Annotated in this window: 14 protein-coding genes, 2 tRNA genes and 1 pseudogene; 11 read left to right on the forward strand and 6 right to left on the reverse strand. The window is 36.9% G+C overall.

Going from position 1 to position 12,038, the window contains the following annotated elements:
* Positions 1 to 268: 268 nt before the first annotated feature.
* A tRNA-Leu gene (locus QXL17_07785) sits at positions 269 to 352 on the reverse strand.
* Positions 353 to 473: 121 nt separating this feature from the next.
* Between QXL17_07785 and QXL17_07790 the strand changes: the two are divergent.
* The 3 genes and pseudogenes from QXL17_07790 (at position 474) to QXL17_07800 (ending at position 2,237) form a co-directional block, all read left to right on the forward strand.
* Positions 474 to 1,978, forward strand: a pseudogene (locus QXL17_07790) (sodium-dependent transporter).
* Positions 1,979 to 1,992: 14 nt separating this feature from the next.
* A complete protein-coding gene (locus tag QXL17_07795; protein MEM4259030.1) occupies positions 1,993 to 2,082 on the forward strand; it encodes a MetS family NSS transporter small subunit in 90 nt (29 codons plus the stop codon).
* A gap of 82 nt (positions 2,083 to 2,164) precedes the next feature.
* Positions 2,165 to 2,237, forward strand: a tRNA-His gene (locus QXL17_07800).
* Between the two features lie 206 nt (positions 2,238 to 2,443).
* On the opposite strand, the gene QXL17_07805 is transcribed toward QXL17_07800, so the two are convergent.
* Positions 2,444 to 3,760, reverse strand: coding sequence for a DUF1015 domain-containing protein (locus QXL17_07805; protein ID MEM4259031.1), 1,317 nt, complete (start codon positions 3,758 to 3,760; stop codon positions 2,444 to 2,446).
* 141 nt (positions 3,761 to 3,901) lie between these two features.
* Here QXL17_07805 and QXL17_07810 point away from each other — a divergent pair, with 141 nt between their 5' ends.
* Positions 3,902 to 4,051 carry a hypothetical protein gene (locus tag QXL17_07810; protein ID MEM4259032.1) on the forward strand — a complete coding sequence of 50 codons (150 nt, stop codon included), beginning with the start codon at positions 3,902 to 3,904 and terminating at the stop codon, positions 4,049 to 4,051.
* A gap of 17 nt (positions 4,052 to 4,068) precedes the next feature.
* Here the strand turns inward: QXL17_07810 and QXL17_07815 are convergent, their stop codons facing one another.
* Positions 4,069 to 4,215, reverse strand: a complete 147-nt coding sequence (locus QXL17_07815; GenBank protein ID MEM4259033.1) for a hypothetical protein — start codon at positions 4,213 to 4,215, stop codon at positions 4,069 to 4,071.
* Between the two features lie 123 nt (positions 4,216 to 4,338).
* Between QXL17_07815 and QXL17_07820 the strand changes: the two genes are divergently transcribed.
* The 6 genes from QXL17_07820 to QXL17_07845 all read left to right on the forward strand — a co-directional run bounded on the left by QXL17_07820 (position 4,339) and on the right by QXL17_07845 (position 8,052).
* Positions 4,339 to 5,556 carry a tRNA pseudouridine(54/55) synthase Pus10 gene (locus tag QXL17_07820; protein MEM4259034.1) on the forward strand — a complete coding sequence of 406 codons (1,218 nt, stop codon included), beginning with the start codon at positions 4,339 to 4,341 and terminating at the stop codon, positions 5,554 to 5,556.
* A 6-nt stretch (positions 5,557 to 5,562) separates the two neighbouring features.
* On the forward strand, positions 5,563 to 5,856 hold the full coding sequence (locus QXL17_07825; protein ID MEM4259035.1) for a 50S ribosomal protein L21e: 294 nt from the start codon (positions 5,563 to 5,565) through the stop codon (positions 5,854 to 5,856).
* Between the two features lies 1 nt (position 5,857).
* Positions 5,858 to 6,199 carry an RNA polymerase Rpb4 family protein gene (locus tag QXL17_07830; GenBank protein ID MEM4259036.1) on the forward strand — a complete coding sequence of 114 codons (342 nt, stop codon included), beginning with the start codon at positions 5,858 to 5,860 and terminating at the stop codon, positions 6,197 to 6,199.
* A 19-nt stretch (positions 6,200 to 6,218) separates the two neighbouring features.
* Positions 6,219 to 6,800: a DUF655 domain-containing protein gene (locus QXL17_07835; GenBank protein MEM4259037.1), complete on the forward strand. Its 582-nt coding sequence runs from the start codon at positions 6,219 to 6,221 to the stop codon at positions 6,798 to 6,800.
* A 12-nt stretch (positions 6,801 to 6,812) separates the two neighbouring features.
* Positions 6,813 to 7,571: a 16S rRNA (adenine(1518)-N(6)/adenine(1519)-N(6))-dimethyltransferase RsmA gene (gene rsmA / locus QXL17_07840; protein MEM4259038.1), complete on the forward strand. Its 759-nt coding sequence runs from the start codon at positions 6,813 to 6,815 to the stop codon at positions 7,569 to 7,571.
* Between the two features lie 100 nt (positions 7,572 to 7,671).
* Positions 7,672 to 8,052 (forward strand): response regulator, encoded by a 381-nt coding sequence (locus QXL17_07845; GenBank protein ID MEM4259039.1) that lies wholly within the window; start codon positions 7,672 to 7,674, stop codon positions 8,050 to 8,052.
* Positions 8,053 to 8,467: 415 nt separating this feature from the next.
* On the opposite strand, the gene mtnA is transcribed toward QXL17_07845, so the two are convergent.
* From mtnA to QXL17_07860, 3 genes are read right to left on the reverse strand one after another with little or no spacing between them, the layout of a single operon-like run.
* Entirely contained in the window at positions 8,468 to 9,421 is a 954-nt protein-coding gene (mtnA, locus tag QXL17_07850; GenBank protein ID MEM4259040.1) for an S-methyl-5-thioribose-1-phosphate isomerase, read from the reverse strand.
* A 12-nt stretch (positions 9,422 to 9,433) separates the two neighbouring features.
* Positions 9,434 to 9,982: a class II aldolase/adducin family protein gene (locus tag QXL17_07855; protein ID MEM4259041.1), complete on the reverse strand. Its 549-nt coding sequence runs from the start codon at positions 9,980 to 9,982 to the stop codon at positions 9,434 to 9,436.
* Between the two features lie 59 nt (positions 9,983 to 10,041).
* Positions 10,042 to 10,803: an ATPase domain-containing protein gene (locus QXL17_07860; GenBank protein ID MEM4259042.1), complete on the reverse strand. Its 762-nt coding sequence runs from the start codon at positions 10,801 to 10,803 to the stop codon at positions 10,042 to 10,044.
* Positions 10,804 to 11,182: 379 nt separating this feature from the next.
* On the opposite strand from QXL17_07860, the gene QXL17_07865 reads away from it, so the two are divergent.
* The gene (locus QXL17_07865) at positions 11,183 to 11,854 is read left to right on the forward strand and encodes a CehA/McbA family metallohydrolase (GenBank protein ID MEM4259043.1); all 672 of its coding nucleotides are present in this window, start codon (positions 11,183 to 11,185) and stop codon (positions 11,852 to 11,854) included.
* Positions 11,855 to 12,038: the final 184 nt, after the last annotated feature.

Consider the following 12,038-nt stretch of genomic DNA (forward strand, 5'->3'; position numbering starts at 1 on the left):
AGCCCGGTGAATGTGTGGAACATCCCGGGCTTTCTTGATAATTTTTCATAGGTCAGCATCTCTACATCCCATCCGATGTAGAATATATATGCTAGGGGTTAAAAATTGCTATTTCGCAAGAGGTCTATTATATATTACATTTTGTTATTTAAACTTTACTATTTGTAAAAATAAATTTACTTATTTATCCCTGCATCTATCAAATTAAGCCTCAATTATAATCATTCAACAGAAGAAATATTTTTATTTAAATGATTCCTAAAAATAGTGCAGGGGAAGGGATTTGAACCCTCGAACCACTAAGGACAAGACTCTGAATCTTGCGCCGTTGACCAAGCTTGGCGACCCCTGCGATGAAGAACCCTAAGAAGTTTGTCAGAGTATTAAATTTTTGGCTTTTCCTGCTCTCATTCGAAAAACCATTATTTATATTCATCCGCATATATTTATAAAATATTTACTCCTACAATATCTTGGTAGAAAACATAACCAAACAAGATTTTTGGAACTCACGAACCGCTTTTATTCTTGCAAGTATCGGATCAGCAGTAGGACTTGGAAATATCTGGCGTTTCCCCTATATTTGTTATACTTATGGCGGTGGAGCTTTTCTCATACCCTACTTCGTCGCATTATTTACCGCTGGAATACCACTGCTCATCCTTGAATTTTCATTAGGTCATAAAATGGGCTGTTCAGCACCAGAAGCATTTAAAAAAATAGGAAAAAAATACGAATGGATCGGCTGGTGGACAACCTTCATACCTTTCCTCATTTCCTTGTATTATGTTGTAGTCATGGCATGGTGTTTTTCCTATATGATTTATGCAATTGATCTCCGATGGGGCAATCAGAGTTCAACCTTTTTTACCATGTATCTTGGTGATTCAGGTGGTCCTGTGATTCTTGGTGTACCAAGCATTCCTGTCTTCTTGAGCCTTATCATCATATGGGTTTTCATTTTTCTGATTTTATACAAAGGTGTTCACCGTATTGGAAAAATAGTATTACTCACTGTACCACTCCCATGGATACTACTTGGTATACTCACTATCCGCGGACTAACTCTCCCCGGTGCTATTGATGGACTCAACTATTATCTTATTCCTGATTTTTCACGACTTGGAGATCCTTCGGTTTGGCTTGCCGCTTATGCACAAGTATTTTTTTCCCTTAGCCTTGCTCAAGGAATTATGATCACCTATGCAAGTTTTCTGAAAAAAAATCAGACATCACCAATAATGCTTGTATTGTTGCACTTGCTGATGCGGGAACTTCTTTTATCGCTGGTTTTGCCGTCTTTAGCATTGTTGGATACCTTGCGTTCTCACAAGGAACCACAATTGATGCATTAAGTAACAATCTTGCTGGCCCAAATCTCACCTTTATCACCTATCCTACTGCTATTTCGTTGTTCCCAGTTGCTGCAGCGTTCTTTGGTTTTATCTTTTATCTCGCACTTCTGAGTTTTGGCATTGATTCAGCATTTTCTATGCTCGAACCCTCAATATCTGCAGTTAGTACCAAATGGAGATTATCAAAAGCAAAGAGTACTGCTCTTCTTTGCTTGTTTGGTTTCTGTGCAAGCCTACTTTTTATCACCAGCAGTGGAATCCATTGGCTCAAACTTGTTGATCATTTCATAGCACATTTTGGTTTAGTTCTTGTTGGTCTTCTTGAATGTGCTATTGTTGGATGGATGTACAAGATTTCAACACTCCGTAACCATGCCAATACAACATCTGAACTACAGCTTGGATGCTGGTGGGATATTCTCATCTGCTATATTATTCCAGGTATTCTCATTATTCTTCTTATTAGTGCATTGGTCACTGAGATTATTAATCCTTATGAGTCCTGCCCGTGGTGGGTGCTTATGTTAGGGGGCGTTTTTCCACTTTTTGGAAGCGGTATTCTTGCAGTACTTTTTTCAAAGATAACAAAAACCAAAAAACGAGGTGAAGCAGTATCGGCCTAGAACTTTCAGCAATTATTATGCTTGTTTTTGGATCTCTTGTTATCTACGGCGGTCTTATATATTGTATTTATAGAGCATTGCAAAGCTACAAAAGAACCAAATAAAAAAACCGAAACATTTTTTTGAAAATATGGTTGGTAAACTATAAGTATTTCTTGAAGTATTGCCTCTCCTGTTTTTCATATGGCCCGAATAGTGTAGCCTGGTAACATACGGGACTGTGGATCCCTTGTGCCGGGTTCAAATCCCGGTTCGGGCCCTTTACGTTCAAACTTTACATGAAAAAGAAACGGGAGGAAGGTAGGGGGAAAATATGAAGAAAAAAATATTTTTTCCCTTCCTCACCATATACTGCTCTTCTGTTAAACCTATATAAAGATTTGTTGGCAATATTCCAAAATGATGATATAGCATCAGGGGTAGTACTAATATACGTTCATGATTTGGAATCCTCATCTTTAAATCTCATTTTTTATCCATAGAATAAATGACTAGGCCAGAAAGCATCTTTGGCAGGAAATATGTTGACTTCTGTGGCATATGCTCGCTAGCATCAGCAATTGCTTGAAGCTGTTCGATTTTTGTTGCATTGATCAGAAATGAAAGATCGAATCTGCCTTTATCGACAAGATCGACAGCTTCACTGTTTGATCGGGTGTATTTTACATGATCTTCAAGGTTGCGCTCAGTAATACCCATGGTTTTTTCTAAGACAACCTTATGTAAAATTGAGACATCAAGAGTTCTCCAGGTTTTTGAATGATCAGCAGCAAGTGTGTCCATAATTGCTTCTGATTTCAAGGTAAGTATATAGTATTTCTTTTTATGATATAACGCGAATTTATGTTCTCTTTCTGTTTTAATACTTTTCATAATAGTATCGCCAAGTTCCGAAGCATTTTTTTCTGCATCAACTGTTTTTTCTTCAACGACAAAAAAAGGTTCAAGTTTTTTTAACAAGGTTTGCAAATTAAAATTTGGCATTTTTATCAGCCGGTGGGTTGGAAGAATCGCAAGCCCATCATCATACATATTTGCAAGGACAACCATCTGGTAATTAAACGGTGCATCCGGCGAGGTATTTTTTGTTTTTTCTTTTTGCTCTTGTGCATAATTAAGTGCTGTTTGATATCGATGATGCCCATCAGCAATATACAGTGGTTCTTTTTTTAATTTTTCAACGATCTTTTGAATTATTTTTTCATCTTCGATTCGCCAAAGCTTATGATGAAAACCATCATAACCATGAACATTGATGAATGGTTTATTTTTATGAATATTTTCATCAATTAATTTTCGGATATCGTCTTTTTTGTCGATATAGAGAAGTTCTATTGGTTCGAGATGAGCATTACAGGCACGCATGAGCTGTAATCGATCTGCTTTTGGTTTTGACAAGGTTTTTTCATGTGCTTTGACTAGCGTATATGTCGGATCAAGTTTGAGAATGACGAAAAAACCATTGAATGTTTTGGTTTCATCAGCGACATCAAACGTTATTTTATATGGATATATCGCAGGTTTATCGGATTGAATAAAGACACCATCATGTTGCCATTTTGCAAAAAGCTGTTGAGCACGAGTATATCGATTATTGGTTTCGGTGTCATCGGGAAATTGTTTTCCAAGGATGATCTTAACATAATTGTACGGATTTTTTTCATATAATTTTATTTGCATCTCCTCAGAAATGATATCATATGGTGGTGACATGACGTCGTCGAGATTTTTCACTTTTTCTTTATTGTATAGTATTGCTCTAAATGGTGCTATTTCAACCATAACATCCTGTTCTCCAAATCTTTTTTGTTCGGGGGTATCAATTCATTCATTAAAAATTTTGTTAACACACCAGAGACAAGATATTTCTTGCAGAGAGAAATCTTATAAACCCTGTATCTGATAAGAGGTTTTGAGGAGAATATGAAATATCGAGATTTAATTACCGTGTTTACCAGTATCGGTTTTTTTCTTACTCTTGGTTATGCCGCTGGAGTCAATCACTTATTCTGGTTTTTACCAGTAATTCTTGGTGTTCTTTTAGTGCTTATCTATCTAAAACTATGGAGGTAATAAAAAAAGATATTTTTTTAGTTATGTTGTTTTTTGTTTTTTATGGTTTTTGTTTCTGAGGGGATGCTGTTTTCGTGGAGACATGCAGGACATATCCCACTTTGCGCAGTCCAGTAATCCACACCGATACGGCCGAACCTGGATCGACACTGGTCACAAATCATAATTTTCTCCTAATGCTCTTATTTATTTTTTTGTTTTATATCTTTTATTGTACAACTGTGGTCGGATTGTACCACGTCTTTCTCCCCAAATCTTTAAATCTCATATGACGTTCGAAGGTTTCGATGGATACACCAAGCCTGCAAAACAGTCTCTTAGAGGTGCTCCACACCTATACTTTATGTGATGCATGCCTAGGGAGACAATTTAAAAACCAATATCGTGGAAAAACAAACGCTGAAAAAGGAATTGAACTGCGAAAAATGATACACTATACAAAAACAACCTCACCAGAAAACTGCTGGCTTTGTCATGGACTCATCTTAGAAATACCTCACTTTGTAGGATTGGTACAAGATGCCTTACAAGATTATGAATACACTACATTTCTTATCGGAACAAAAATTGATGAAGACATCCAACGGCGAGAAGAAGAAATTTTTAATACTTTTCCGTTTGTCGATCAAGAACCGATAAAAATGGAACTCAACCGAGAAATCGGAAAAAAACTTGAACTAAAACTCAACAAAATCGTTGATTTCAAAGATCCAGATATCACCGTAATTCTTGATACTGTGTTTTATTCTATTTCCCTTCAAATTACTTCAATATATTTTTACGGAAGATATAAAAAATTTGAACGAGGAATACCACAAACACGATGGCCTTGCAGAGTCTGCCAAGGTATCGGATGCAGACGTTGTCAGTATACAGGAAAAATGTATCAAACTAGCGTCGAAGAACTCATATCAGCTCCAATTCTTCAGAAGACGCAGGGTACTGATACTGCTTTTCATGGTAGCGGACGTGAAGATATCGACGCGCTCATGCTTGGCAACGGCCGCCCGTTTATTCTTGAAATAAAAAACCCAAAAATTCGGACGATATCACTCAGTATTCTCGAACAAGAAATAAATTCAGCCAATAAAAATCATCTTGAAATCAGTGATTTACGCTACTCTGATAAACAGGAAATTATACGTCTCAAAGATGCCGAATTCCAGAAAACATACCAGATTGTAATCCAGGGAGCTCAACCTTTTTCAAAAGAAAAACTTATAAAAGTGACTGGTTTATTACAGGGCACTACAATTAAACAGTTTACACCAACCAGAGTGGCTCATCGACGAGCCCATAAGGTTAGAGAAAAAAAGATATATACCTGCAGTGTTGACTCGGTAGAGGGCGTCATAGCCCGGTTGACGATAACCGCAGAATCCGGAACCTATATCAAAGAACTTGTATCCGGTGATAACGGTCAAACCCAACCAAATATCAGCGACTTGCTTGGTATCCCCTGCATCGTCAAAGAATTGAACGTTGTAGAAGTTAAGGGGGAGTAGAACGATATGGTAGTAAGATCAAAAGGACTGAGAAGTAAAAGTAGACATAAACTCCAAAAAAAATCGCGAGATCAAGGAGTAGCATCAATCACTCGAGCCTTACAAGAATTTGCTCCTGGAGATCGAGTAAGTGTTGATATTGATCCTTCGGTCCATAAGGGTATGCCTCATCATCGATTCCAAGGATATACTGGCCGTATCGAAGGGCAGCAAGGAGATGCATACCTTGTTGGAATAACCGTTGGAAAAAAACATAAGACCTTGCTTGTTCGACCAGAACATCTCGGGAGAGTACCATAAAATGACGCCGGACGACATCAATAAATATGTTTCTCTTGCTGAAGTTAAGGCTATTCTTAAAAAGATTGAGTCAGAACGAAGAGATCTCATCTATGAACAGCGCATTGCGTTAGAACATGCTGAAAAATTTGTTCAATTGTCAGTGAAGCAAACAAAAGATTTAATCAAAGAGTTCCGTTCACTTGGGAAAATCGAAGAGGTCCATGCCTATAAAATCGCAGATCTTTTACCAAAAACTGTTGAAGATGTGAAAGCAATTTTTGCAAAAGATCGATATACGCCAAACGAAGCTGAATGTAAGAAAATTATTGATATTGTAAAAAAATATATTTCAGAAGCATAAAAAGTTGGGGAGGCCTACCATGGAGGATTATGTATATATTTTGGATTATTTGCCAAAAGGAAGACCTGATGTTCCACCGTTTAAACGAAAACCTGTAGTCTACGGCATCGGAGAAAATCAATTTACGTTCCTGGAATTAATCCCAAAACGAGATGCAACTTTTACTGTCGGTGAGCGGGTATACGTTGGCAAAGATCCGGTTCTTCGAACAAAAATTGAAAAAATCAAAGGACGAGTAGATTACGAAGGTTTACCGAGTTCAGCCCATGGCGAACTTCCTTATGTTATTCTAGATATTGTTCATCACTCAGAGGAACGATTTGTTAAATTTTTCAACGAAGCAGCTGCAATTTCAACCCGTTTTCATGTCCTCGAGCTTTTGCCTGGTCTTGGAAAAAAAATGATGCTTGAAATTCTTGAAGAGCGAAAAAAGAAACCATTTACTTCCTTTCAAGAAATGCAGGAACGTATTGATTTTCTTCGGTCTCCTGATAAGCTGATTGCAAAACGGATTGAACTTGAACTAACCGATCCAACACAGAAATATCGTATTTTTACCCGTCCTCCTTTATCAAAGGGGGATCAATACCATCAAGGATAGCTATGTTGTTTTATGGTTCGACGAAAACTTGGACAGCATTTTCTTGTTGATCATAACGTTGTTCAGCGAGAACTAGACTATGCAACGCTTTCATCAAGGGATTGTGTGCTTGAAATAGGTGCTGGTCGCGGGGCCTTAACCTATGCACTTGCTCAGCAGGCAGGATCAGTAATTGCTGTTGAGATTGATCCGATTCTCGTTTTAGAATTACAGAAAAATCTTCCTTCTAACGTACAACTTATCCAGAACGATATTCTAAAGCTTGATTTATCAACACTTCCACGTTTTAATAAGATTGTTGCAAATCTTCCGTTTCACATTTCATCACCGTTTACCTTTAAAATTATTAAATACCCTTTTGAAAAAGCTATTCTTATTTATCAAAAAGATTTTGCACAACGTATGGTTGCGCATCCCGGTACAAAAGAGTATTCTCGACTTACTGTAGGAGTATATTATGCCTCCTTATGTCGAATTCTTGAGGATGTACCTAAGCGGTGTTTTTCGCCACAACCTAAAGTAGACTGTTGTATTGTTGAACTTGTTCCTCGAAAAAAACCTGCTTTTTCCCTCAAAAACGAAGCCTTTTTCTTTGAGTTAACTCGGCAGCTGTTTTCGTATCGACGGAAAAAAATAAAAACAATTCTTGAGCAGAACTATTGTTTTACTCCAAACGTTGCGTTTTTAGATGAACGTGTCGAAAATATTACTCCTGAACAGATTGCTGAATTGAGCGATATTCTATGGGATGTGCAATTTAAAAACAAATGATATCTTTTGATATTTTTTCATTTTGACAGTATGGAGAGCTATATTTAAATACTAACAGTGCTAAAGTATAGCATATAGCTAAGGATATTGGTAGATTTCTATGGACAAACGCATCATGATTGTCGATGATGATCCTGATATTTTAATCTTCCTTCGAACTGTTTTCGAACAACAGGATTATGAAGTTCTCACGGTAGATAGTGGTACCGATTGTATTGATGAGCTCCAACGAGGTTTCAAAGGCGTTATCCTCATGGATCTCAAGATGCCATTTATGGACGGATGGGATACTCTCCGACAGATTATCGAAAAACAGCTCTATAAAGATATCATCATCACAATTATTTCAGCTCATGGTACTATTGAGCATGAAAAAATGAATGGCTTGGAAGGATATATTTATGATTATATAACTAAACCGTTCGATCTGCAAAAATTAATCATTGAAATTAACGACCTAACCTTAAAAAGAGATGCGTAATATAGTTTAAAACTCAAATCGATGAATTTTTATAAAAAATTTATAAGAATCTTTTCTTGGATCCAGGTAAAAACCCCAAACATATCTAGTCCTATTAAAATAACAAAAAATAGGATTAAAAACAGAAGGATCTTTGCTGCAAATTTAAAAATAACCCAGCATATTGCTATAGCGATTAAGACTCCGAGAATCAACAGTAACGGAGGGATATTATAACCAAAGAGGTACATTATAATAACAAATCTCGAGCAGCCATATAAACGTTTTTATATCTTTTAACCGACTGTTTCGACAAAAATATTTTTCAGGCATCATTAAGAGTAGAAAATGGTGAGTACTGCACGAGTTTGTATTCTGCACTGATCAAGTACTTAGTTTGTATCAGCAATCTCGAGGAGTATCGTAACGTATTTTTTCATTCTTTCTTTATTCCTCTGTCGGTGATAAAACCAGTAACATACCTACTTGGTGTAACATCAAATGCAGGATTTCTTACCGTAACCCATGGAGGAAAAATTGTTTTTCCATGTACCTCTGCTAATTCTCTTTGTTCTCGTTCTTCTATGATAATTTTGTTTCCGTCGGCAAGATGTCCGTCAAAAGTACTCATTGGTGCAGCAACATAAAAAGGGATGTTATTTTCTTTTGCAAGTACAGCTTTTTCATAGGTTCCAATTTTGTTAGCAAAATCGCCATTTTTTGCAATACGATCAGCTCCGGTGATAACTAGATCTATCTCTCCTGTTCGCATGAGATGACCTGCTGCGTTATCTGCAATGACGATACAGGGAATACCTTCTTGTTTTAATTCCCAAGCGGTGAGAAGACCTTGCAGCCGAGGGCGGGTTTCATCTGCATAAATAAAAAGTTTTTTTCCGTTACGATATGCACATCGAAGAGGAGATAGTGCAGTTCCATAGTCAACAGTTGCAAGTGCACCAGCGTTACAATGGGTCAAAATCCGCATGTCATCTTTAATTATTTTTTCCCCATATTCACCGATTTTTTTACATTGGGAAATAATGTCTTCTACATAGCGTTCAGCTGCATCACAAGCATTTTCACCCGCAGTAATTTTTTTTTTCATATAGTCAAGAGCGTAAAATAAATCATACGCAGTCGGTCGTGTTGATCTCAGTTTTTCAACGGTTTCATGAACTTCTTTTTTACCAAGAACCATTCCGTATGCCGCAGCCGCTCCAATCGCAGGTGCTCCTCGGACAACCATATCTTTTATTGCAAACGCGATATGATCAACGGTTTTTGCTGTAAAAATCTCAAAGGAGTATGGAAGTTTTCGCTGATCGATAAATTTCACGAGATTGTTTTCAAACCATACTGAACGATATTCACGACCTTCGACTTTCATATCGTACTCCTCCTAGATCAGTTCTAGTATTTTTTCAATTTCTGTTCGATTAAAACCAGTTATGATAACTCCCTGATTTTTAATTAAAACAGTTTTTTGTTTTTGTAACAGTTTTAGGATATCTTTAACTCGATCGATTGTGTTATCTTTTGTTTCTTTTTTTGTCATAACACATCTGGTACAATTTTTTTCATAGATTTTTTTATCAAAAATTTCTACGATGAAATTAATATCTGGTCGAGCTTTTTGAATCATCCAGTGAATTGGGGTTTCTTTGCAGGGAATTTTTCGTCCTATTACTAAGATTATATTTTTAAATGGATCATAATCAACGACTTCGACGATATCTTCTTGTTTTATATTGTTTTTATCTTTATCATCAGTTGTGATGAGCATTCGTTTTCCATAATTACAACTGATACACCATTGTTCATCTTTGTCAGTTATTTTCTCAGTAATCTTTTTTTCGAGTTTTATCATTTCAACTACCAGTGGGCAGTTACAAACCTCTTGAGAAACAAAAAAAGTTTGAAAGAGCATTTCTTGGTTTTTATTCAGCATCAGTATCTGGTAAACTCGTCATGGTTTTTACGTTTTGCGTACCAGGAAAAAAATCGATTTTATACGAGAGTCAAGCCGCCTTTTCGTATGTCGACGTTCATCGGTTTAAGCGTATGTTTTGTCCCTCGCATTTTTCGAATGGTAAGTTTTCTACGGTCCATAGTCGGGTCGAGATCAAGCGTCAGTATTCCATCGACAAGGAATTCAGAAACACTATCTCGAGATAATTGTCGGGTTCCTTCAGGAATTTCTGAGGTCACCATCACGGTACAATCTTTTTCTGCAAGAATGCTCATAATCCGGCGGATATGGGTCCGCGTTGCTTGAATTGAGTTCACAGGATAAACTGTTTCATTGCCAGTTCCCTGTGCAGGTATTATTTCGTTACCTTTACTGACAATCCAAACAGGAACTTCAGCTAGAGGTGTCAGTGAATCAAGGACAACCCGATTATATTTCCGTGTCTGTATCTCTTCTTCAATTTCTTTGTGGATGTCCCATCGATCAAGATTTAGATATAAAAATTTCAATTGACCTTGCTCGATAGCATGTCTAAATTCAAACCCAAGTTCATGAGCTTGATAAATGAGATTTTCAATGCGATCATCAGATGTTAAATATAAACATTTTTCATTTTTTTGTAATCCTGCGTTGATATATTGAAAACATACAATAGTTTTTCCTGTCCCTGGGGTCCCAGATACGAGGATGATACTTCCTTGTGGAAAACCACCTTGGATAAGCTCATCAAGGCCAGGTATGCCTGTGCTGATACGTTTTGTTTCTGATGTAAAATGTATTCCGACTTGTACATCATCCATATGCATTCCATCCACTTATATCCCGAATTTCAAAAAGTATATCTTTTTAACCCTTAAATAAGTTTCTTATAGGTAAGCTATTAAAAGAAGAAAGAAGAAGAGAGGTTATGTGTCTCTTCTGTTGGCACAGATGAAAAATAGTTCATGATCGACGAGTTCCAACTGGCCAAATGGTTTATGGAGATTTTTATTTTTTATCGATGGATAGAACATGTATTTTGCCTCTCCCAAGTATCCAGCAAATACCATCATTTATTTAAGTATTTCTTTTTTTTCGTGGTTTGTTCTTGAAACAGGATCTATTGAGTATATGCCTTGACCGTAAGTTACTAAAATAGCGTTTCCTTCTCAAGTATACGTATCTTCAACGGTTGGAAGTATGTTAAAACTTGATCTTCATGTACATTCGCAATACTCAGAAGATGGGAGTGGGACACCACAACAACTGATTGATCACGTACAAAAAAAAGGTTTACAGGGAATCGCAATAACAGATCACAATACTCTCGAAGGAAGTTTACAAGCTCGAAAACTTGCTCCCAAAGATTTCGTTGTTATTCCTGGAATTGAGATTTCAACAACTGATGGTCATATGATTGCATTAAATGTTACTTCTTCGATTGCAGCGCATAAATCCGTTGAAGAAACCGTTGATTTGATTCTTGACCATGGTGGTATTCCTGTTGTTCCCCACGTTTTCCGGAATATGTCTGGGATCAAAAAAGATAAACTCAATAAAATTAAATCAAAAATATCAGTTATCGAAGTGTTTAATGGTTGCAGCCTGCCCAAAACGAATCTGAAAACTGCGCACCTTGCTCGAAAATATGCTTTTGGAGGAACGGGCGGGAGTGATGCTCATGATCCGATCTATGCAGGTTTCGCTTACACAACTGTTGATACCACAGCAATCGATGCAGACACTATTATTGCCGAGATCGTAAAGAAGAAAACCTGGGGAGAAGGTACAACGATGCCGCTTTCTTATCGGCGTGATCGAATGGCGTTATCTATTAAACAGTTCTTCACGCGAGGGTTCAAACGAATTTAAGACATAAAAATTGAGTTTGAAGTAAATTGTCGGTACCTATAAATAATACTGTTTTATTGGCTACATCCCGAAATGAATCCATAAATTCAGCATAACGTCTCATTTTGCTGTGAGAATCACGCACAGCAAACAGAAAAAATCATAATTCAACAAGCTTTTTTACAGATTTTTTCAACAAAACCAT

It is taken from the genome of Candidatus Thermoplasmatota archaeon (assembly GCA_038884455.1).
In the GTDB taxonomy this organism is placed as follows: domain Archaea; phylum Thermoplasmatota; class E2; order DHVEG-1; family DHVEG-1; genus JAWABU01.